This window comes from Alteromonas sp. AWQ4_252 (assembly GCF_056158205.1).
Genome location: NZ_JBSWSV010000001.1, coordinates 3865199 through 3887050, shown reverse-complemented (window position 1 = coordinate 3887050; position 21852 = coordinate 3865199). Strand labels below are relative to the sequence as shown.

General features: G+C 45.3%; 18 protein-coding genes. 13 read left to right on the top strand and 5 right to left on the bottom strand.

Annotated features, from left to right (window positions below):
* Positions 1 to 103 precede the first annotated feature (103 nt).
* Complete coding sequence (locus tag ACXACM_RS17090; RefSeq protein WP_474823249.1) at positions 104 to 1246, bottom strand: M14 family metallopeptidase; 1143 nt, start codon at positions 1244 to 1246, stop codon at positions 104 to 106.
* Positions 1247 to 1287: 41 nt separating this feature from the next.
* Between ACXACM_RS17090 and ACXACM_RS17085 the strand changes: the two genes are divergently transcribed.
* From ACXACM_RS17085 to ACXACM_RS17050, 8 genes are all read left to right on the top strand, one after another.
* Positions 1288 to 2145, top strand: coding sequence for a hypothetical protein (locus tag ACXACM_RS17085; RefSeq protein WP_474823248.1), 858 nt, complete (start codon positions 1288 to 1290; stop codon positions 2143 to 2145).
* Between the two features lie 431 nt (positions 2146 to 2576).
* Entirely contained in the window at positions 2577 to 3932 is a 1356-nt protein-coding gene (locus ACXACM_RS17080; RefSeq protein WP_474823247.1) for a carbohydrate porin, read from the top strand.
* A 70-nt stretch (positions 3933 to 4002) separates the two neighbouring features.
* Positions 4003 to 5313, top strand: coding sequence for an ABC transporter substrate-binding protein (locus ACXACM_RS17075; protein WP_474823246.1), 1311 nt, complete (start codon positions 4003 to 4005; stop codon positions 5311 to 5313).
* Positions 5314 to 5378: 65 nt separating this feature from the next.
* The gene (locus ACXACM_RS17070; RefSeq protein WP_474823245.1) at positions 5379 to 6251 is read left to right on the top strand and encodes a carbohydrate ABC transporter permease; all 873 of its coding nucleotides are present in this window, start codon (positions 5379 to 5381) and stop codon (positions 6249 to 6251) included.
* A 3-nt stretch (positions 6252 to 6254) separates the two neighbouring features.
* Positions 6255 to 7085, top strand: coding sequence for a carbohydrate ABC transporter permease (locus ACXACM_RS17065; RefSeq protein WP_474823244.1), 831 nt, complete (start codon positions 6255 to 6257; stop codon positions 7083 to 7085).
* Between the two features lie 10 nt (positions 7086 to 7095).
* Positions 7096 to 8109, top strand: coding sequence for an ABC transporter ATP-binding protein (locus tag ACXACM_RS17060; RefSeq protein WP_474823243.1), 1014 nt, complete (start codon positions 7096 to 7098; stop codon positions 8107 to 8109).
* A 95-nt stretch (positions 8110 to 8204) separates the two neighbouring features.
* The gene (locus ACXACM_RS17055) at positions 8205 to 8867 is read left to right on the top strand and encodes an HAD family hydrolase (protein ID WP_474823241.1); all 663 of its coding nucleotides are present in this window, start codon (positions 8205 to 8207) and stop codon (positions 8865 to 8867) included.
* 12 nt (positions 8868 to 8879) lie between these two features.
* Positions 8880 to 9842: a sugar-binding transcriptional regulator gene (locus ACXACM_RS17050; protein WP_474823240.1), complete on the top strand. Its 963-nt coding sequence runs from the start codon at positions 8880 to 8882 to the stop codon at positions 9840 to 9842.
* Between the two features lie 22 nt (positions 9843 to 9864).
* Here ACXACM_RS17050 and ACXACM_RS17045 read toward each other — a convergent pair whose 3' ends face one another.
* On the bottom strand, positions 9865 to 12228 hold the full coding sequence (locus ACXACM_RS17045; RefSeq protein ID WP_474823238.1) for a bifunctional diguanylate cyclase/phosphodiesterase: 2364 nt from the start codon (positions 12226 to 12228) through the stop codon (positions 9865 to 9867).
* A gap of 280 nt (positions 12229 to 12508) precedes the next feature.
* Positions 12509 to 12988 (bottom strand): DUF3718 domain-containing protein, encoded by a 480-nt coding sequence (locus tag ACXACM_RS17040; protein ID WP_474823237.1) that lies wholly within the window; start codon positions 12986 to 12988, stop codon positions 12509 to 12511.
* Positions 12989 to 13371: 383 nt separating this feature from the next.
* On the opposite strand from ACXACM_RS17040, the gene ACXACM_RS17035 reads away from it, so the two are divergent.
* The 5 genes from ACXACM_RS17035 (at position 13372) to ACXACM_RS17015 (ending at position 19283) form a co-directional block, all read left to right on the top strand.
* Complete coding sequence (locus ACXACM_RS17035) at positions 13372 to 14523, top strand: AI-2E family transporter (RefSeq protein WP_474823236.1); 1152 nt, start codon at positions 13372 to 13374, stop codon at positions 14521 to 14523.
* 177 nt (positions 14524 to 14700) lie between these two features.
* Entirely contained in the window at positions 14701 to 15999 is a 1299-nt protein-coding gene (locus ACXACM_RS17030; RefSeq protein ID WP_474823234.1) for an efflux RND transporter periplasmic adaptor subunit, read from the top strand.
* A 30-nt stretch (positions 16000 to 16029) separates the two neighbouring features.
* The gene (locus ACXACM_RS17025) at positions 16030 to 16731 is read left to right on the top strand and encodes an ABC transporter ATP-binding protein (RefSeq protein ID WP_474823233.1); all 702 of its coding nucleotides are present in this window, start codon (positions 16030 to 16032) and stop codon (positions 16729 to 16731) included.
* A gap of 10 nt (positions 16732 to 16741) precedes the next feature.
* Positions 16742 to 18052 carry an ABC transporter permease gene (locus ACXACM_RS17020; protein WP_474823232.1) on the top strand — a complete coding sequence of 437 codons (1311 nt, stop codon included), beginning with the start codon at positions 16742 to 16744 and terminating at the stop codon, positions 18050 to 18052.
* Positions 18053 to 18065: 13 nt separating this feature from the next.
* Positions 18066 to 19283 carry an ABC transporter permease gene (locus tag ACXACM_RS17015; protein WP_474823230.1) on the top strand — a complete coding sequence of 406 codons (1218 nt, stop codon included), beginning with the start codon at positions 18066 to 18068 and terminating at the stop codon, positions 19281 to 19283.
* A gap of 121 nt (positions 19284 to 19404) precedes the next feature.
* Here the strand turns inward: ACXACM_RS17015 and ACXACM_RS17010 are convergent, their stop codons facing one another.
* Both ACXACM_RS17010 and ACXACM_RS17005 read right to left on the bottom strand, forming a co-directional pair.
* The gene (locus tag ACXACM_RS17010) at positions 19405 to 21039 is read right to left on the bottom strand and encodes a glycoside hydrolase family 43 protein (RefSeq protein ID WP_474823229.1); all 1635 of its coding nucleotides are present in this window, start codon (positions 21037 to 21039) and stop codon (positions 19405 to 19407) included.
* A gap of 246 nt (positions 21040 to 21285) precedes the next feature.
* Entirely contained in the window at positions 21286 to 21765 is a 480-nt protein-coding gene (locus ACXACM_RS17005) for a nuclear transport factor 2 family protein (RefSeq protein WP_474823227.1), read from the bottom strand.
* Positions 21766 to 21852 lie beyond the last annotated feature (87 nt).

Here is a 21852-nt window from a genome sequence, read left to right as displayed (position 1 = left end):
ATTGAATCAAACGGAAGATAGAATGAAGTTTATTGAGGTGCCGCTGACTTAGGGCAAATATCAGCGGCTTGCTGGGATTAGTAGCAAAGGAGGAAGTAAGTGACTATGGTGCCTCTCTTAATGCAATGGTCATAACACTTTCACCCTGCTTAATGGGAAGTCCGGCTAAGCCATAAAGAGCGTAGCCGGACGCAGGTGCGCGAACCGTTCTGACAACTTTGCCAAAGTAATCTTTGATTTCACCCAGTATTTCACCCTCAACTATTTCTCTGCCAGTCACGTGGCGTGGATACCAAATACCAGATACATCAACAGGTACAGATGTCGTGCCCACAAAATGGTTAAGTTGGGTCTCATTGAAAAGTGGTGATGTTTCCTTCGGCAACATTGATAACCGCGCAAGAGTGTTATTTAAGCCTGCTTCGAGAGTATTTACCAAGGCTTCTTCTTTCGAAGCATTTTCGCCTATTTCCACCAAGATAGTTGGTATACCCGCTGCCACGCCCTGACGATTTAGCGAGCGTCCTGAGTCTATTTGCTTTTGGGTTTTCATTTCATAGGTAACGATGCTGGGAAAGCCAAAATGCGTCGCGACGTCCATGGCTTGCTCATAATTAGTGGCCAATGGGCCGCCGTACACGCCTACGAAAGGGGCGAGCCACTCCGCGCCATCGCCGCTGTGTAGATCAATCAGAAAGTCTGCATTTGCGACGATATGGGTTGAAATCGCGTGGGCAATACGCTCTGCCTGTGTTCCTCGAATATTGCCTGGAAAGCTACGGTTCAAATTCTTCCGATCGAACGGGTTGACATATATTGAACGCTCTTCGAAAGCGGGAATATGGGCTAACCTCACGATTATGAGTGCCCCTGATATCGATTCTGGTGAAAGCGTTTCTGCCCACTTTTCTGTGGCGAGAATAGAGATGTATTCATACCCGTGAACACCAGCAACAGTGGCCAGTACCGGGCCGTCATTTTTCCCGTTAATTACAGTTACAGGAATAAATGTTGCCGGGTCGTTTTCACCTGCTGCTACTTCAAGAGTCACGTTCTTACTTGTGCCTGGGGGAACTATTGTACCCGCTATATCAAGAGGTTGCGCAGCAAAAGTGCTGGCGCTTAACATACCCCAAATAAGTGTGATCGCCATGCGTTTGATGAAAGGCTGCCAGTTGTTTATTGTCATCGCGAGTCCTAAAAAAATAAATTGTGATGAATTTGAGTGGTCATGATTTTTCGACATAGTATATCCTGTTTTTTATTACTCTCTTTGAGTTTTGAAATATGCTGGGAAATACACCGTCACCATTAATACGAAACCTTGCCATCCTGGTGATGTGCATTGTACCTGTCACAAGCTCAGCGTCGAATAGTGAATGGCTAAAAGTTGATGATTTTGAAAATGCGGCGTCCACACTGTCTTCGTGGACAAAAATAGATCTGCAGAATCAAACAGATCCCAAAATTGAAAACCCCCAGGTAACCGAAGTCCGACAGGAGTTTGAGACAGGAAATCACTATCTCCTTAAAAAACCAGCTCCAGACGGCATCGTAGGAAACCGAAAAGCTTTTAGTTTCACAAAGCTTCCCGAACCTGTTGGAGTAGGGCAAACCTATACTTTTTATCTTCGCATAAATGTTGAAGCTTTCCCGAATAACCATGTGTTTGGACTGAGCAATATGGGTCCTGAGGGCATTATTGAACTCGCCTACGATGCTTTTGAGCCCACGGTACGCATCACAGACAGATACGACAGCAATATAGATTTCAAAAACGATGGAACCCTCGCTGTAAATAAAGGCGATTGGTACGACCGTATAAAAAACGAAAAAGAAAACCGATACGCCAGACCACTGGAGCCAGGGGCCTGGTATGAAATATGGTTAGTAGTAAATAATAGCAGCCCAGCCAATGGCGGGCAGACCTACGATATGTATATGCGAGGAGGAAGTGAATTCCCCGAGCAAGCAATAGTGTATTCAGGCGCTGATTTTCGGATGAAGCGTAATTTACCCATCATATATTTTTCTGCGACCTGTAACACAGGGTCTGAGGAAAAACCATATGGAAACGGCGGGGTCAAGTACGATGATCTGTACATGAAAAGGGGTGTTGATTTGCTGACGCCATCGTTCAAATGAAACTAGGTTTTTTACCGTTCCTATAATAAACCCTCATAACCAATGTGGTTGTTGACATTATTCACATTATTCTAACTCTTGCTACAAACTGTCTGGTTTTTCCACTCCTTCCTGCTTTTAAATCTCATCTTTTTGCTTTGCATTAGCCCTCTGGTTAATTATTTGCCTTTGTTGTTGTTTGTTTTTGTTAAGGAGTTATTTTTTGTGCTTTTATTTTGTTTTTATAACTTGTTGAATAATTGTGTGTTTTTGTTATTTTACTATTGATTGTTAATTTTTTGTAAACAATTTGTTGTTGACATCTTAATCTTTATTGAGGGGTGATGCTCATCAGTTGGTCATATGCTCAATTTGCTGGGCGGGTGAAAGTCTGGTTTTTTTGCCCGTCAATGTCGCAAGCGTAATAAAAATATAGATGGAGAACATCAAAGATGCACCACGTTGAAAAATACTTTAGGAACGTTGACGTTGAAGGAAAAACGCAAGGAAAAAGGCTGAGAAAAGCCGCTCTTTTAGCACCAGTTACTGCTTTTATGCTGGCTCAATCTTTTGGCAGTATCGCAGCCAGTGATTTCGACAGTGAAAAGTACATTACTGGAGATTGGGGAGGCGTCAGAGCTGATTGGGCAGAGAAAGGAGTTAACATTCGGTTAGGACACTTCAGCCAGACTGCCTACAATATTCAGGGCGGAGAGGATCGTGAACTCGCCTATGCAGACCAGTATTTTGTTGGTGGGTACTTTGATTTAGACACCCTTTTCGGCTGGTCAGGTGCTGAGTTTAAAGTTGAGATCACTAATCGAAACGGCGACCTAATCAATAACGAAGCAAATATGCCCTTTTTGTTGCAGTCCCAACAAATCTATGGCCGCGGGAATGTTACCCGGCTTACCCAGTTCTCTCTTACCCAGCGCCTGTTTGACGATCAGCTAAGTATCAAAGTGGGTCGTATTTATCCCAGCGCAGACTTCTTTGCCATGAGTTGTGCTTTTCAACATCTCACATTTTGTAGTGGTGGTTCTTCTAACTATATCAGTAGTAGCTGGTACGGTGATCCATTAAGTGCTTTAGGAGCACAAGTTACCTACAACATTTCTGATAACTGGATAATTAAAGCCGGTGCTTACGACGCAAATCCAGAGACATTGTCTCTTAATCAAGGCTTAAAGCTCGGAACCTCTGGTGATACCAGCGGTACAACAGCGGTGGCTGAAATTGAGTACAAGAAAGACTTTGGAAACGGTTTGGATGGTGATTATAGATTCGGGATTGTGCGCAGCAGCCTCGATAAAACAAAACTGGTTAACGAAGCAGGCTTCCCTGCTGGTACCACCGATGATGCTGTAGCTATTCAAGATACCGATAATGCCTTTTATGTAAACCTGGAGCAACAAATAACCCGCAATGAAGTGGGTGGTGGGCTACGTCTTTTTGCCAGTATGATCCGCTCGGATAACGATATCAGTGGTGTAGGTGAGGTGTTGGCTTTCGGTGGTTTTATCAATGGGCCATTTAAGCACCGACCTCAGGATCGGGTTGGACTGGCAATTGGCCGGAACAGTGTAAGCAGTGAACTGAGTCGTGCTCAACGCTTCTATAGCGACAGCTTTGGAGATGACAGCTTAACGGTTCGAGAGCACGAGTATCCCATCGAACTGAATTACAACTACGTGATTAATCCTGCCATCGCAGTCATGCCAAGTATTCAATACGTTATAAATCCCAATGGTGATAGTGATGCACAGAACGCAACTATTGTGGGGTTACAGCTAAGTCTGAACTTCTAAAAAACAACTGCCAAACGGGTGATATACGGCCTATAGACTAGCAAAGCAAAATTAAGGTGAGGAAATAAAGATGATTAAACAAATTGCCACAAGTATTTGTTCAGCACTACTACTCAGCACTCCTGCATTAGCAGAGACGGTTACGATAGCCACAGTGAATAACGGTGACATGGTCACTATGAAAAGCTTAAGCAAAGCTTTTACTGATGCGCACCCAGACATAAATTTGGAGTGGGTAACGTTGGAAGAAAACATCCTTCGTCAACGGGTAACCACTGACATCGCTACCGGAAGTGAACAATATGACGTCGTGACCATTGGTACTTATGAAGTGCCTATCTGGGCCAAGCAGGGATGGTTGGAGCCGTTAGATAATTTAGGTGAAGACTACGATGTAAACGACATTCTGCCTTCTATTCGCGGAGGTCTCAGCCATGAAGATAAACTTTATGCTGTTCCTTTTTACGCAGAAAGTTCGATGGTTATTTATCGCAAAGATCTGATGGCGAAAGCCAATCTGGAAATGCCGGACAAGCCATCTTGGGAATTCATTGAGCAAGCTGCAGCTGCCATGACAGATAAGCGAAACGGCGTCTATGGAATTTGCCTTCGTGGTAAAGCAGGGTGGGGTGAAAATACCGCACTTATTACTTCCATGGCTAACTCCTTTGGTGCTCGCTGGTTCGATGAACAGTGGAAGCCACAATTCACTACCCCTGAATGGAAGAAAACGTTAGAAGTTTATACAAATTTAATGCTGAACTATGGTCCTCCAGGTGCATCTTCCAACGGGTTTAATGAGAACCTGGCTTTGTTTCAAACGGGCAAATGCGGAATGTGGATTGATGCCACTGTTGCAGGCTCATTTGTAACCAACCCGGAAGAATCAACCGTGGCAGACAAAGTAGGCTTTGCACTGGCGCCTGATGCGGGTTTAGGTAAACGTGCCAACTGGTTATGGACATGGACACTGGCGATACCAAGTAGCTCTGACAGCAAACCAGGCGCTGAAAAATTTGTCGAATGGGCCACGTCTAAAGCGTATCTTGATTTAGTTGCACAAGAAAAAGGGCTGGCCAATGTCCCCCCGGGCACCCGTGCTTCTTTATATGCAAACGAAGCCTATCTTGAAGCAGCACCGTTTGCGCGAATGACCCTTGATTCAATTAAGCTTGCAGACCCCAATAATCCCTCAGTAAAACCGGTGCCCTATGCGGGCGTACAGTTTGTTGCGATCCCCGAATTTCAGGGGCTTGGAACAGCCGTTGGACAACAATTTTCTGCCGCTGTAGCCGGAAACGTGAGTCCAACTCAAGCACTGAATGCGGCCCAGCGATTAGCTGAGCGAACCATGCGTAAAGCTGGTTATCCGAAAGACTAACACCTGGTCCCGGCCTGCGTTTGGACAGGCCGGGTTTGTTTAACCAGTATTGATAGGAAACTCCTATGGCGACAACCAGTTCTCGGTTCCTTGGCCGCATCATGATAAGTCCGGCAGTGATGCTACTGCTAGTCTGGATGCTTGTGCCGCTAGCGATGACCGTCTATTTTTCATTTCAAAACTACAACCTGCTTATGCCGGGCATGCAGGAATTTATCGGTTGGATGAACTATGAGTTTTTCCTTACCGACCCTGCTTTTACCGAAGCGTTTTTCAATACGCTGAAACTTGTGTGTGGCGTGTTGTTGATCACTATTGTAGGTGGAACTGCAATTGCCGTTCTGCTTGACCAAGCCATTGTCGGGCGAAATATCGTTCGCATACTTGTGCTTGCGCCCTTTTTTGTTATGCCTACCGTGTCAGCGCTGGTGTGGAAAAATATGTTTATGAACCCTGTAAACGGGCTCTTCGCACACTTAGCTACATTTTTGGGCTTTGCGCCTTTTGACTTTCTGTCTCAGGCTCCCCTTGCGTCAATTATCGTTATCGTCTCGTGGCAATGGTTGCCTTTTGCAGCACTAATCCTACTGACTGCCATTCAATCATTAGATCAGGAGCAATTGGAAGCGGCCGAGTTAGACGGAGCAGGTCCTGTGGCCAGGTTCTTCTATATCGTGGTACCCCACTTGTCACGGGCAATTACCGCTGTTGTGCTCATCGAAACTATATTCTTACTCTCGGTGTTTGCTGAAATCCTGGTGACAACCAATGGTGGACCGGGGTATGCGTCGACCAATATAACCTATCTTATTTACTCACAATCATTGCTCGATTTTGACGTGGGTGCAGGGTCGGCTGGAGGCATCATTGCCGTCATTATTGCCAACGTCGTAGCCGTGTTTCTCATGCGCATGATTGGCAAGAATCTGGAGAAGTAACCCATGAGACAATCACAGTTATTGCGACAAAAAATCGTATACTCTATCGTGGCCTGGACGGTTGCTATTGCCATTTTCTTCCCGATATTGTGGACGGTTATCACCAGCTTTAAGGCCGAACTTGAAGCGGTATCTACTACTCCTTCATTTTTATTTTTTGAGTGGACGACAGAAAATTACCTAACGGTTTTCAATGAGAGTCGTTACTTCTCACACTTTTGGAATTCGGTTGTCGTATCTATCGGCTCGAGTCTCGTTGGGTTACTAATTGCTATACCTGCGGCATGGGCAATGGCTTTTGTACCAAACAAGCGAACGAAAGACGTACTCATGTGGATGTTATCAACAAAAATGTTGCCTCCAGTGGGAGTTCTGGTGCCCATCTATTTGTTGTTCCGTGACTTCGACTTACTCGATACCAAGTTAGGCCTGGTTATTGTTATGACGCTGATAAACCTGCCAATTATGATTTGGATGTTGTACACCTATTTTCGCGAAATACCGTCGGAGGTACTTGAGGCTGCCCGTATGGATGGCGCAACAATTGGTTCTGAAATTGTTCATGTTTTGCTTCCTATTGCATTACCCGGCATCGCGTCAACTTTATTGCTGAATATCATTTTGGCGTGGAATGAAGCCTTCTGGACACTCATTCTGACAGCAGCAAAAGCAGCGCCTCTTACGGCTTTTATCGCCAGTTACTCCAGTCCGGAAGGACTTTTCTATGCAAAATTATCTGCAGCGTCAACGCTGGCAATTGCACCTATTTTGATCATCGGCTGGTTTAGCCAAAAACAGTTGGTACGTGGCTTAACGTTCGGCGCGGTGAAGTGAGGAATTGATTATGGGAAATATTACATTAAAACAGGTAACGAAGAATTTCGACGGCCATGAGGTCATTAAACCGTTAGATCTTCACATAAATGATGGTGAGTTTGTGGTATTCGTTGGCCCATCCGGTTGCGGCAAATCTACCATGTTACGCATGATTGCCGGTCTGGAAGACGTGAGTAGTGGCGCAATTGAAATTGACGGTCAGGATGCTACGGATACACCGCCAGCAAAACGCGGTTTAGCTATGGTTTTTCAATCCTATGCACTTTACCCGCATATGAGCGTACGGAGTAATATTGCGTTTCCGTTGAAGCGAGCAAAGCTAAGTGAGAGTATAATTCAGGAAAAGGTAGAGAAGGTTGCCAGAACACTAAATCTGACAGATTACCTTGACCGTCGCCCAGGTCAGTTGTCGGGAGGTCAGCGTCAGCGTGTCGCTATTGGCCGCGCGATTGTCCGCGAGCCGTCTGCGTTTTTGTTCGATGAGCCTTTGTCCAACCTTGACGCGGCTTTGCGTGTGAATATGCGACTTGAAATATCACAGCTACACAAAGATCTCGCCACTACCATGATTTATGTTACCCATGATCAGGTGGAAGCAATGACAATGGCAGACAAAATAGTGGTGTTCAATGCGGGGCGCATTGAGCAGGTCGGGTCGCCTATGGCGCTTTACCGCAACCCGGTAAACAAGTTTGTGGCCGGTTTTATTGGCTCTCCGAAAATGAACTTTATTGACGTCGAAGAGAATGTCCAGGGGCAAGCGGTAACCTGTATCGGCGTTCGCCCTGAGCACTTGCTATTGTCTGATGCTGAAGGCAAATGGAAGGGCAAAGTAGGTGTAATGGAGCACCTGGGTTCCGATACATTTTTGCATGTAGATATTCCTGGAGTAGCGAAACTGACAGTTCGCGCAGATGGGAATTGTGCATATGAATACGGTGATGAAGTATTTGTAACCCCACTGCAAGGCTATGTCCATTATTTCGATAGTGAAGGGAATGCAGTAACCAGTGCTACCTAGAGTGAAAATACCTGCAACGCTGACAAGCAAGTAGACTATCTCCTTGTTGTAGCTTGGGCAGCGTTGCTCTTCAAATACAGGAACGTGAAAATATAATGGAAGTTTGCGCAAACACCGCTTTAGTCATTTTTGATTGTGATGGCGTTCTCATAGACAGCGAGATCCTCAGTTTTAATGTGTGGGCACAATTATTGTCGGAACATAGCATTCATATTGACGAACGGTACTTTTCTGAGCATTTTCTGGGACGCAGTTTCGAGCATGTGCAATCGGCAATTCTTCGGGATTTCAATTTTGCTTTAAACGGTGAGCTAGCAGAACATTTTGCAGTTGAGCTAAAATGTGTCTTCGAACGCGAATTGCGTCCTATAGAAGGTATCGAAGCCATACTTTCAACGCTCAGTGTACCTTACTGTTTAGCGACCAGCAGTAGTCGGCCACGCACGAATATGGCCCTGAATGCCACTGGATTAAATCGTTTTTTTAATGAAAAACAGGTCTTTACCGTGTCAGATGTTACAAGGGGGAAACCCGCTCCAGACTTATTCCTGCATGCAGCGAAGCAGTATGGTGTTACACCGTCACGATGCTTAGTATTTGAAGACTCAGCCCCGGGAGTTGAGGCGGCCATAGCAGCAAAGATGTGTTGGAGACGCTTTACTGGTGGTAGTCACATGAATAAATTCAGTGGCAAAAATGAGCGTGTATTGGCAAACTGGTATGATTTTAAAACGGAATTTCCTTTCTTATTTTCTTAGCAAGGCGTATACATGGCGACAACTTCTAATACTGAAAATCAAAAACTCGAAGATGCGGCCCGTGCTGGCTGGCTGTACTATGTGGCAGGTAAAACACAGGATGAAATTGCAAAGCAACTCAATACATCAAGACAGTCTGCACAGCGGTTAGTGGCAATGGCAGTGTCTCAGGGGTTAATTAAAGTAAGGTTAGAACATCCTATTCGCAATTGTATGGAGCTCGCTGATGCAATACAGCACCGTTATGGTCTTGCACAATGTGAGGTTGTACCAAGTATTTCTGATGATCCCAATTCTACCATTGGCTTAGCTCAGGCAGGAGCGGCAGAAATTGAAAGGCACATTAAGGACCGTCAGCCTAAAACCATCGCTTTTGGTACCGGCCGGGTATTGCGTGCGTGTGCTGACGAATTGTCTAATATACAGTGTCCTCAGCATCGCATTGTTTCACTGGTGGGAAACATTGCTCAGGATGGTTCAGCAAGTCGTTACGACGTAGCTATTCACGTTGCGGAACGCATTGGAGCCAGACACTTCCCAATGCCTGTGCCGGTTATCGCGGGTAGTGAAGACGACAAGGTACACTGGCAACAACTTCAACACGTTAAAAATGTAAAGAGTTTAGCAGATTGCGCAGATGTCGCGTTTGTAGGAATTGGTAATCTGGGCACAAAATCTCCGTTGCATATAGATGGCTTTATCGCTCAGCATGAATTAGCCGCATTAGAAGCGATGGGGGCAGCTGGCGAAGTGATTAGCTGGATTTTCGACAGCGACGGACATTTGTTAGAGTCGGATATTAACATGCGGGTTACCAGCGCAACTTTGGCACCAGGCAGCGGAAAAAACGTAATTGGCATTGCCGCAGGCCTGGAAAAGGTTGGTGCCATTGCGGGAGCGCTTAAGTCGTCCATGATAAGCGGTCTTATCACCAATGAGTTTACCGCAGAGGCATTGCTAAACCTCAAGGTTTAGCGGGCCGTTTGTGCTTCGAAGGCTAAACGTTGGCGATGAGCCTTGAGCCCAAAGACTGGGCTTTCAATAGCTCACTGAAGCGCGACTTGACAATAGGTCTGGAGAGAAAATAGCCTTGTCCGAAGTCACAACCCATCTTGGTAAGAATACTGAGCTGCTCCTGTGTTTCTATCCCCTCTGCGACAACTTTGATCCCCAGCTTTTTTGCCATGACAATAATGGCTTCGCATAATACCTTGTCGTTACTCACCTCGGTCATGGTCTTTACGAAGCTACGATCAATTTTAATTATGTCAGTAGGATATTTTTTAAGGTATGAAATGGATGAGTAGCCCGTACCGAAGTCGTCCAGAGCAATGCCAATACCAGCCTGTCTGAACTGAAAGAGTTTTTTAGCGACACTGACGTTGGCATCCATAAATAGATTTTCAGTTATTTCCAGTAAAATCGCATTTGATGGTAAGCCCTTATTCAAAAGCAAGCCAAGCCATTCCATGATATCTGGCTCTACACTGAAATAGTGGCTGGGAGAGGTGTTAATACTGAGTTGTAAATCAGGGCAAAGATCGCGACGCCAGGTTTGGGCATCGTTGCAAACTTGTTCAAAAACCCAGTTGCTGATGTCCAGAATGAGGCCTGATTCTTCTGCGAGAGGAATAAACTCATCAGGCCTTATTAATCCTTTTTCCGGATGCTGCCAGCGTATCAGCGCTTCAGCTTTGGTAATTCTATCCTGGTTTAAATCAAAAATAGGTTGATATTCAAGGAAGAACTGATTGCTATGGAGTGCCTCACGTAAGTCATTAATAAGGCTTATGCGTTTCATCGCTGCATCCTGCATCGACGTGGTATAAAACTGATAGCTATTTTTTCCTTGTGCTTTTGCACCATACATTGCCTGATCAGCGTTTTTAAGCAGACTGGTTTTGTCCTTTCCATCATCGGGGAAAAGGGTAATACCTATGCTTGTTGTGGTATGTACGACATGTTGGTTCAGAGTATAAGGTTTACTAACACATCGCAGTAGTTTCTGAACAAGATTTTCCAAACCAGAATTATCCTTTACATTGCCCAGGATCAATACAAACTCATCACCCCCTAAACGAGAAATAGTATCTTCTTTGCGCACAATATCTTCAATTCTTCTGGCACATTCAACAAGCAGCAAGTCTCCTGCGCCGTGCCCGAGTGAGTCATTCACGTCTTTGAAATTGTCGAGATCCATGAAAAGTACAGCCACTTTTGTCTTACTCCGACTGGCCACTTTAAGCGCCAAATTCAGATGATCTTCCATTAAGTTCCGGTTTGGCAAACCGGTTAGCACATCAAAGTTTGCCTGACGCCATATAAGTTGGTTAGCTCGTTCTCTCTCGATAGCGATACTGGCGATGTGTGCGAATTGCTCTATTTGATAAATTTGCTCAGAACCAGGGCTTGAGGGTTTAGGGCGATAGATAGCGAAAGTACCGAGCACCTCGCCATTGGCTCCCCGAATGGGCTGTGACCAGCAAGATCGGAGGTTTGCTCTTTCAGCAAGTTCGCTCCAGGCTGACCAATACGGGTGAGCACTAATATTCTCTACCACAGTAAGAGTATTGTTATACGCAGTGTTGCCACACGACCCCACGCCAGGGCCAATCTCTACACCATGAATAGCATCATTATAAAATTGCGGTAACGAGGGGGCTGCCCCCATGTGCAAGTGTTTACCTTCGAGCAGTAGGATACTGCAGAAAATATCAGGGTATTCTCGTTCAACGGCATTGACGATATCGAGCAACACTGTTCCCAATGAGTCGGTATTAACTATTTTCTCGAGAATTGCACTTCTTACTCTCGTAAGTTTTTGAGACTCTTCTAACTGTTTTTCGTAGCCTCTTAATGTTTTATTTGTCTGGGTTGTATCCTCGCGGATCAACTCCGATTCCACCATGCCAGCTAAATCCCGCAATTGCTTAAACTGTTGGTCTGTGACGTTAATGTGGCGAGAGTCAAATACGCAAAGTGTTCCTAATGGGTAACCGCGCAACGAAATTTTCACGCCGGCGTAGAATCGTATTTTTGGTTCTCCAACGACAAAAGGGTTATTAACAAAGCGCGCGTCTGATTCGGCGTCAGGCACGACTAGATATTGCTCTTCTGCCAGCGTATGTACACAAAAAGCGTCACATTTTGGCGTTTCAGTGAGCGGTAGATTAACCCGCGATTTGAACCACTGCCTTTCACCATCAATAAAGGAGACTGCAGCGAATTCACAGCCAATGAGTTGTTGCGCTAACCGAGTTATTCGGTCGAAGCGCTCGTCAGGCTCGGTGTCTAATATGTGCAGTTTCTCTAAGGTCTCTAGTCGCGCATTTTCATTCTTTAATCGTGGAAGATTCGCCAAACAAGGCACCTCATACTTCAATTACTCTTTTGGAGTATGGGATATTTTAAAAAAAATGCGTAATCGAATTGTGTCACTTTTTTATATTTAATGAAAAAGAAGAGAATATGATGATTCAAACAATAATTGCTCAGGGAAAGAAGAGAACGTTTTTGTAAAAAATGGATGAAAAAGTGAGGACAATGAAAGTGGTGTATAGTGTCAGGCCTCTCACTTTCGCAAGCGAAAGGCCATGAAACTGTACTTTTTATTGGCAGTAGGTTGCCATCCTGGTTTTAGCTTATTCTGCTGAAGTGCGAACTACTACATTGTCCGCGCTGTATTCACGAACGAATTCGTTCATAGACTTGTAGTTACAGATGATGTTCTCACCTTCTAAACCAAATTTTGCCAATGCGGCTCTTTTACCTACTGACAATGCCTCCAGACATGCTTTAGATGCAATGTCTTCATCTTTAGCTACCAGTGCAATGGTTTTGGCTTCAGCGTTGTTTTCTGCAGCCGCCGCTTTTGCTTTGTACATGTTAGCAAACGAGTGCAAAGTAACACCGTTACAGCGAACTAAAGCAGCGAACTCATCAGAGTTAAAACCTTGACTGCGAACGAAACGCAGTGCCTGAGAATATCCTTCGTTAGCAGCGCTTAAGCATGCTTGGGTTTCAATGTTGTCGTTAAGAGGCTTAAGCACCTGACTTTTTGCAAAAGATTGTGTAGCGGCAACAGATAAAGTTAAAGCAAGAGCGAATGTAGACAGTTTCATTTTTGAGTTCCTATTTCGTAACTAAATTAGATATCACCAATGTGATAACTGTATTATCCATCAAAAGGACAAGAAATAAAGGCTTTTTTGTAATTTAATTACAGAAAAATTGTTCTTTTCTTTATTTTCACGTCAAAAATGAAATAAAATTACAATGCGAAATATTCTGTTATAGAAATTTTTACAACATGCACTTTTTGATCACAGAGTGTAGGAAGCAGCTTGTCAGTTTGATGACATACCCGATCCGTGTAATAGGTATTGGCCGCAAATAACTATGAACTTAAATGTGCTCATTTCGTAGAAACTAGGTCTTATCGGGAATATGCCGATAGGTGAACAGCATAAATGGGATTTTATTACTTCAGCATGACAGGCACAAAATGGGTAAACGAACACAGCAGGACACCATCAACCCCAGAACCGTGCCTTATTTGCGGGAAGCCCGACAAACCAGGCTGTTAAGAACACTCCTGATCCTCGCTGTTATCTATACACTTTATTTAGCTAAGTCTTTACTGATCCCTCTGCTGTTTTCCGCATTGGTCGCTTTGTTACTAAGTCCCCTTGTTGCTCTCGCCAGAAAGTTCTTTATACCCAGGGCTGTCTCAGCTGCGGTATTAATGGCTTTGCTAATTGCGCCATTCAGCTTCTTAGGCGTTGAGTTAGCAGAGCCGGCTGAACGATGGATGAAAACCTTACCTAAAATGGCAGCAGAAGTGACTGAAGAGCTCGAAGAACTCAGTGATAGCCTGCAAAGTGGTGCAGTGGAAGAACTGCCTCAACCCGAAAAAAAACGCTCGTCATTTTTCAGTTGGTTCGATGAAGAGGAGAGTGCCCCCGAGCCCGAAGAGGAAAGGGATAATTTAGTTACCGGAAAGCTCAAACAAAGTGGAATGGAAATGTTGATGACGGCCCTAACTGGTGCGCCATTGTTACTTGCTCAACTATTCGGTTGTATGATTCTCATTCTGTTTTTATTGGTCTTCGGACCTGAACTTTTCAATGTGTTCATTAAGGATTTCCCCATTGTAACCAATAAGCGCAGGGCGCTTGTTGTGGTTAACCATATCCAACGGGAGCTGTCGAACTACATTATTACCGTTAGTATTATAAACGCAATGCTGGGGCTAGCTACGGCACTGATATTTACATTCCTTGGGGTAGAGGATGCGATATTATGGGGGGCGCTGGTGGCGTTGATGAATTTTGTGCCTTATCTGGGTGGGTTGGTAAGCTGTACTATTCTGTTAGTCGCCGGTGTCGTTCAGTTCGGCTTTGTCAGCGCGGCTCTGCTACCTGCTGCAGTATTTCTGTTAATTAATATTACCGAGTCTCAATTCGTTACTCCGGCGATTTTGGGTAAAAGCATGCGGTTAAACCCCCTGGTAATCATATTATGGTTGTCCGTTATGGGTTGGTTGTGGGGCGTGGTGGGTGTATTACTTGCTGTACCTGTATTGATGAGCATAAAAATTATTTTTGCCAACCTTGGGGTATTTCCACATTGGGTTAAGCTCATTGAGTCTGGCTAACAGGCAGAGACGGTAACAGTCCTTACCGTCTTTTCGGCTTTGCAGTAACCCCGGTTTTTTTCCTCTTTACGACTTGCCAGAAACTTGTCGTACCACTTTAAACAATTTTTTTTAAAACCTTTTGCTTCTCTCCTTCGACATACCCTCTGATTGTTTTTTAATTTCAGGATAGTGTCGATGAAAATCGCTGATACCAGCGGCCAGGATGTCACCCTTGCCAAGCAAACGTCCGTCAAGCCTTACTTAATAATTGGCGGGGCGATGTTACTTGTTCTTATCGCTTTCATTTTCGGGGGGCCGGCAATAAGTAAATGGGCAGGCTCAGATTCTTCCGTCTCTGCACAGCGCATTCGGGTTGCCACGGTTACCCGGGGAGACTTTATCCGTGATTTGTCGGTCCAGGGGCAAGTTGTAGCAGCGGTAAGCCCTAAACTATACAGCCCGGCTCAGGGCACCATCACGTTTATGGTAGACGCTGGAGACAGCGTACGGAAAGGTCAGGTGCTGGCTACCATTGAGAGCTTTGAACTGTCGAACCAGCTAAAACAGGAACAGGCCAGTTTGCAGGAAGCTGAGCTGGCTTTGGAGAGACAGAAAATTCAGGCTAAAAAACAAGGGCTTGAAAATCAAAAAGCAGTGGATTTGGCTAAAGTTGCGTTGGCGGCCGCAGACCGGGAAAAACGGCGTGGAGATAAAGCTTATTACAGCAACTCTATCAGTCAAATCGACTTTGAAAAAGCCCGGGATGACCTCAAAAACGCTGAGCTGGTTCACTTACATGCCGTAGAGGATGCTGCGCTTAATAAAGAAAGTCTTGCCTTTGAAATTCACACTAAGGCACTGCAAGTGGAGCGACAAGCACTGCTGGTCGATGAGTTGAGCCGAAAGGTTGAAGAACTCACAATGCGTTCACCGGTTAATGGCATTGTGGGAAATCTGGCAGTACAGCAAAAAAATCAGGTAGCTAGAAATCAGCCCATCCTAAGCGTGGTGGATCTATCTGAATTTGAGCTGGAAGTCGCGATCCCAGAAAGTTATGCCGACGATTTGGCCATTGGGATGACGGCTGAAGTAGAGCTCAACGGCGAATCGCACCGGGCAACGCTGGTTACTATCTCCCCTGAAATAGAGAACAATCAGGTAACCGGTAGAGTGCGATTCGCCACCCTCGACGAAAACGGAAACACCCTCACACAGCCTCAAGGCCTCAGACAGAATCAGCGACTTACTACTCGTATCCTCATGGAAAACAAGCAGGATGTACTAATGGTACAACGGGGACAATTTTTGCAAAGTGGCAGCGGTCGAATTGCCTATGTAGTGCAAAACGGCAAGGCGCAAAAAACAGCCATTACGACAGGGGCGCGCAGTCTGTCGAGCGTCGAAATTATTTCAGGGCTAGCGCCCGGCGACACCATTATTGTTTCGGGAACAGAACAGTTCAACGGAGCGCAGACTATTCAAATTAATCAATAAGATAGCTCTACAGGGCTGAAGGAACACATTATGCTGAAAATGACAGAGGTAAATAAAGTTTTTCGTACGGAACTGATCGAAACCCATGCACTTCGGGATTTTAATCTTCAGGTAGACGAAGGGGATTTTGTGGCGGTTACCGGTCCGTCTGGGTCGGGGAAAACCACATTTTTGAATATTGCTGGCTTACTGGAAACTTTCAACGGCGGCACCTATGAGTTGGACGGTGTCGATGTGAGCCATCTCAATGACAAGCAACGAAGCAAAACGAGAAATGAAAAAATAGGTTTTATTTTCCAAGGGTTTAATCTGATCCCAGATCTCAACCTATTTGATAACGTAGACGTACCACTTCGTTATCGTGGATTTAGTGCTAAGGAACGGCGCAGACGTATAGAGCAAAGCTTAGAATTAGTAGGGCTAGCGAACCGAGTAAAGCACTTACCTGCTCAGTTGTCCGGCGGGCAGCAGCAGCGGGTTGCTATTGCCCGAGCGCTGGCGGGAGAACCTCGTTTCTTATTGGCAGATGAACCAACAGGTAATCTGGACTCAACTATGGCTGCCAGTGTTATGGCTTTGTTGCAAGAAATCAATGCTAATGGCACCACCATCGTGATGGTCACCCATGACCAGACATTGGCTACTCAGGCTAAGCGCAATATCTTTGTAAAAGATGGCCAGGTCAGTGAGTTGTCCTCTGGTGAAGCCTTCCACGCTGCAGCTATCGCCTGAGGACTCCTTCATGTTTATCTATTATCTTCGACTTGCTGTAAAGAGCATCAAGCGAAATCTGATCCTCAGTACGTTAATGGTGGCGGCGATCGCCCTTGGAATTGGCTCAAGCATGACAACAATAACTGTTAACTATTTGATGTCGGCTAACCCTATACCAGAAAAAAGCAAAGCTTTGTACCACATTCAGGTGGACAGCTGGGACCCTCATAACGCTTTTAACGAAGACGATATACCGAATCAGCTTACCTGGACTGATGCTAACAATTTTATGGCTGCGAAGCAGGCTGTACGCCAGGCGGCAATGAGCCGCACTGGCGGGATCATGGAGCCTGAGGACAAAGATGTAAAACCGTTTGAAGTGTCTGCACGTCTCACTTTTCGCGACTTTTTTACCATGTTTGAAGTGCCTTTTTTACATGGCAGCCCATGGACTGTTCGCGCTGACGAAAAGCGAGAGCAAGTGGTGGTGTTAACTAAGCGTATTAATGAGCAAGTCTTCGGCGGTGTAAATTCTGTGGGTGAGTCTATTCGGTTATTCGGCAGACAGTTTCGGGTAGTGGGAGTACTCGATGACTGGCAACCCATGCCTAAGTTCTACGATGTGAACAACGGCGCGTTTGAAGAATCAGAAGAAGTGTTTATTCCTTTTATGCTGAAAGAAGAGTTGGCTTTGCCCAGTTGGGGTAACACCAACTGCTGGAAATCACCAGAAGGTGATGGTTTTGATGCGCTACTCCGTTCGGAGTGTATTGGGTTCCAAATGTGGGTAGAACTACCTACTCAGCAGGATAAAGCAGCTTACCTTGATTTCTTACACAGTTACGTCAGTGAGCAAAAAGCACTAGGGCGTTTTCCCCGTCCTATGCAAAACCGTTTGTCGGATGTGATGACATGGATGGAAGATCAGGAAGTCGTTGCAGACGATGCCCAGATCATGCTTTGGCTATCACTGATGTTTCTGCTTGTGTGCCTGCTCAATACGGTTGGTTTATTGTTGGCTAAATTTAGTGGCAAAGCGTCTGAAATCGGTCTGCGTAGAGCTGTCGGTGCTTCTAAGGCTGACGTGTTTTATCAGTATTTGGTGGAAACTGCTTTGATTGGCGTTGTTGGTGGTCTCGTGGGGTTATTACTGGCCTTAGTTGGTCTGGAAGGCATTAAAAGTCTTTACGGTGAGTATATTCAAGGGTTGGCTGTACTCAATGTTTCCATGGTACTGGTGGGGTTAGTACTAGCTCTTTTATCGAGCATAGCGGCGGGGCTGTACCCAACATGGCGTGCCTGTAATATCGCGCCAGCAGGTCAACTCAAGAGCCAATAAGAAGGAAATTATCATGTTAGAACTAGGACCTATTTTCCGAGCACTGATGAGAAACAAAACCGGTGCATTACTTATCGCTATTCAAATTGCAATTACCATGACGATTGTGGTGAATGCGGTTTTCATTGTGTATGAACGCAGTCAGAAGATGCAGCGTGAAAGTGGTATTGATGAAGCCAATTCTTTCTACCTTTCCAGCTCTGGTTTTGAAGCAAACTTTAATGCGAAAGTAACTATCGAAGAAGATCTCAACGCACTTCGCCAATTGCCTGGTGTCATTGACGCTGTGCAAATAAATGCCATTCCTATTAGCGGAGGTGGCTGGTCTATGGGGCTCAAAACCCAGGCTGGCGCAGAATTTGATGGCGTCGGTACGGCGGTGTATATGGTCGATGAACACGGCGTAAATGCGCTGGATCTCGATATCATTGCGGGACAAAACTTTACCGCCAGTGACATTCGCTGGCGAGAACCGGCACAAAGTGACTGGCCAGATAAAGTCATCATAACCAAGGCGATGGCAGAATCGCTGTTTCCTGACGACGACTATGCTAGTGCGGTGGGAAAGACCGTTTTTATTAACGATATTGAGCCCATGGTAATTACCGGCATTGTTGATAAACTTCAGGCGCCCTGGGTGGGCTGGAGTCGAGTGGAGAATGCCATGTTGTCTCCGGAAAGCCTGAATTATGATGCTTCGCGTTACTTTATTCGCACTGAAGCCGGGCAACGAGATGCAGTAATGCAGCAGGTTGAAACCTTGTTAGCCGAACGACACACTGGCAGAATTATCCTGGGTATTAACACGATAGAAGAAACCCGTGGGAGAAGCTATCGAGGTGATAGCGCCATGATCAAAATTCTGACCACAGTCACGATTACTCTCACCATCGTAACAGCACTTGGTATTGTTGGGCTAGCCAGTTTCAGCGTGAATCAACGCACGAAGCAAATTGGTACGAGGCGAGCACTAGGTGCAAGTAAGAGCGCGGTTTTGCGCTATTTCATGATGGAAAATTTCCTTATTACCACGGTTGGTGTGCTTGCAGGTGCTGGGCTTACTATAGGCCTTAACATTGTACTTGTTGAAGAGTTTGATTTAACGCCACTCAGCTGGTACTACATTCCCATTGGCATGGTGACACTCTGGCTGGTAGGGCAAATTGCAGTGTTGGGCCCGGCCAGGCGAGCGGCTGGAATTGCTCCGGCAATAGCCACCAGAACGGTGTAAGGCATATGTTCGCGGCCGGGTTACCTCGGCTGCGCTGAATGAATTAGCAGGTAAATAATGTCGGGGATAAACGAACAATCGTCTGACCGCAAAGGTCGTAAGGCTGACAGTGGTTTCTGTGTTATTCAGTTATTTCCCGATATGAAAAATAGCTGAAGTCTGCGTGCAGGTTTTGTCCGGAGAGGTCCTGACAGGCCAGACAGTAAAAAGCCCCGGTAAAGCAGGGATGAAATCGGCTCTCACCGTGCTCGACATAATCATCCGACAGAATACTGCCATCCAGAGATGGTCCTATTTTAAGCCAATTTCCTGGTGACAAAGCGTAAAAAAATTGCAGGTTTGCTCCGTAAAATTCAGCTTTGAGGTAGATACGATCTGCACCTGTAATCTCTATTGGCTCTTCGTTAGGTTGACTCGTCTCATGATTATCACAGGTAAGTATTGTAAGGAATTTCTTTCCTGAATAAGCACCGAAATCGTCACCATAGATGTGTAAATAGTGATAGTGGAAGGTGTTGTAATAACACACAAGCCCAGCCATTTGCTGGAAATTGTCAGGGGAAAATTCGACACAGGTTTCAGCATTGGTGCAGTGCGCTTGAACTCTTCTACCTATCAGACTTTGGTGAAAGCAAGAGCTTAATGACTCTTTGCCGTACAAACGCAAATAACCCTGTCGGGCTTGAGTCGTCACCCACTCCTGAGACATTGGTATACGCAGCGATTGAAATTGGATATCAAGTTTAGATGTATCGAAGTTCACCGTTTGCGGTGAGATTGGAAATCTATGACAAGGCAAGTTGGGCGGCTCGACATTTAGCCTTGCCTCTTTACTGTTATGAGTAAGATATAGCCAATTATCTTGTCGCCATTCCACTTGTTCCAATGCGGTTTCCCGGCCCATGATGCAGCGTCCGCGTTCATTGATTGGCCTTCCGGTAAGAAAAACGGCGTACCAGTCGCCATTCTGAGTTTCCACTAAATCTGCATGCCCCAATTTTTGTAATGGGGCTTGAGCGTTGTACTTTGCTGTTATAACCGGATTGTTTGGATGCACCTCATAAGGCCCAAATAAAGATCGGGACCGCGCCAGTGTTACACAGTGTTCGTAGCTTGTGCCTCCTTCTGCGGTAAGTAAGTAGTACCAGCCGTTGCGTTTGTAAAGGTGAGGACCTTCGGTACGACCGTGTTCAGTTCCTTCGAAAATGTGATGGATTTTACCTATGAGCTTTTTTGAATGCTTGCAAAATTGCTGTATCACGATACCGCCAAAGAATTTTCCGTTGCGATGATCGACGACCATGTTTAAGAGGTAGCATTCACCGTCATCATCATGAAACAATGACGCATCGAAACCGCTCGCATTGATGAACGTAGGCTCTGACCAGGGGCCCTGTATGTCAGTGGCAGTAACCAGGTAATTGGGGGTGTCTTTCCAGAGGCCATCAAAGCTTTTTACATTAGAATAAAGTAAATAAAAAACCCCTTCGCAGTAAGTTAAACAAGGAGCCCAAACGCCGCACGAATCTGGTACTCCGCACATGTCTAGTTGTGACACCCTATCGAGAGGCCGGTTGATCAACTGCCAATGTTTGAGATCCTTTGAATGATGAATTTGGCATCCAGGAAACCACTCGAAGGTAGATGTGGCGATATAGTAATCATCCCCGACCCGGATAATACTTGGGTCGGGGTTGAAGCCAGTCAATATTGGGTTTTGAATAAACTTGTCTACTTGGTATTTTTGTTCGGTCATCTATTCTCGCTCATAAACTGACTGCTATTTTATGAATCTTTGTTGCAACTTTGCCGCTACAGAGAAGTACTGCTTTGCGGGCAGTTATTTTATGATTAAATTAGAATATCTGACTTTCCCAATAAATTCGGATTATGAAACTTTATTTCCTTATTCTTTTTGTTACCGCAAACCTTTTCAATAAGTATTAGCCAGGGATTTAAGCTTAAAACCTTAGATTGAGCATATGCCTGTCAAAACCTAAACTTACAACCCGAGCTCAGAAAGGCCTGGGTGATCATCCGGACGTCTACCCAAAAGCCAGTGAAACAATCTGTCTTCTTCGCGTATAGGTAAATCGTTTAACGCCGCGTAGCGGTTCGTCATTAAACCCTGGGCATTAAATTCCCAGTTTTCATTGCCATATGAGCGAAACCAGTTTCCAGAATCATCGTGCCATTCATAGGCATAACGCACTGAAATACGATTATCCGTAAACGCCCACAGTTCTTTAATCAACCGGTAATCAAGCTCTTTTGCCCACTTTCTCTCAAGAAACGCCTTGGCTTCATCCCTGGATGTTATGAATTCTGCGCGATTACGCCAATGGGTATCCTTACTATATGCCATAGAAACTTTCTCCGGATTGCGACCGTTCCAGCCATCTTCAGCCAACCTGACTTTCTCAATGGCAGACTCGCGGGTAAAAGGGGGGAGGGGGTGACGTATTTCGTTTGTATTTTCCATGTGTTGCTCCAGATGATCAGTAAACTTTAGCGACTATAGACTAAAGGTAGACAGATCTGTATACCTAAATGTTCTATATCATTTCTT

Bases quoted from the DNA above. Each gene is read 5' to 3' on its own strand.
- ACXACM_RS17030 (WP_474823234.1), top strand. From the start codon at position 14,701: ATGAAAATCGCTGATACCAGCGGCCAGGATGTCACCCTTGCCAAGCAA.
- ACXACM_RS17025 (WP_474823233.1), top strand. From the start codon at position 16,030: ATGCTGAAAATGACAGAGGTAAATAAAGTTTTTCGTACGGAACTGATC.
- ACXACM_RS17060 (WP_474823243.1), top strand. From the start codon at position 7,096: ATGGGAAATATTACATTAAAACAGGTAACGAAGAATTTCGACGGCCAT.
- ACXACM_RS17085 (WP_474823248.1), top strand. From the start codon at position 1,288: ATGCTGGGAAATACACCGTCACCATTAATACGAAACCTTGCCATCCTG.
- ACXACM_RS17065 (WP_474823244.1), top strand. From the start codon at position 6,255: ATGAGACAATCACAGTTATTGCGACAAAAAATCGTATACTCTATCGTG.
- ACXACM_RS17010 (WP_474823229.1), bottom strand. From the start codon at position 21,039: ATGACCGAACAAAAATACCAAGTAGACAAGTTTATTCAAAACCCAATA.
- ACXACM_RS17090 (WP_474823249.1), bottom strand. From the start codon at position 1,246: ATGTCGAAAAATCATGACCACTCAAATTCATCACAATTTATTTTTTTA.
- ACXACM_RS17020 (WP_474823232.1), top strand. From the start codon at position 16,742: ATGTTTATCTATTATCTTCGACTTGCTGTAAAGAGCATCAAGCGAAAT.
- ACXACM_RS17055 (WP_474823241.1), top strand. From the start codon at position 8,205: ATGGAAGTTTGCGCAAACACCGCTTTAGTCATTTTTGATTGTGATGGC.
- ACXACM_RS17075 (WP_474823246.1), top strand. From the start codon at position 4,003: ATGATTAAACAAATTGCCACAAGTATTTGTTCAGCACTACTACTCAGC.
- ACXACM_RS17015 (WP_474823230.1), top strand. From the start codon at position 18,066: ATGTTAGAACTAGGACCTATTTTCCGAGCACTGATGAGAAACAAAACC.
- ACXACM_RS17070 (WP_474823245.1), top strand. From the start codon at position 5,379: ATGGCGACAACCAGTTCTCGGTTCCTTGGCCGCATCATGATAAGTCCG.
- ACXACM_RS17035 (WP_474823236.1), top strand. From the start codon at position 13,372: ATGGGTAAACGAACACAGCAGGACACCATCAACCCCAGAACCGTGCCT.
- ACXACM_RS17050 (WP_474823240.1), top strand. From the start codon at position 8,880: ATGGCGACAACTTCTAATACTGAAAATCAAAAACTCGAAGATGCGGCC.
- ACXACM_RS17080 (WP_474823247.1), top strand. From the start codon at position 2,577: ATGCACCACGTTGAAAAATACTTTAGGAACGTTGACGTTGAAGGAAAA.
- ACXACM_RS17040 (WP_474823237.1), bottom strand. From the start codon at position 12,988: ATGAAACTGTCTACATTCGCTCTTGCTTTAACTTTATCTGTTGCCGCT.
- ACXACM_RS17005 (WP_474823227.1), bottom strand. From the start codon at position 21,765: ATGGAAAATACAAACGAAATACGTCACCCCCTCCCCCCTTTTACCCGC.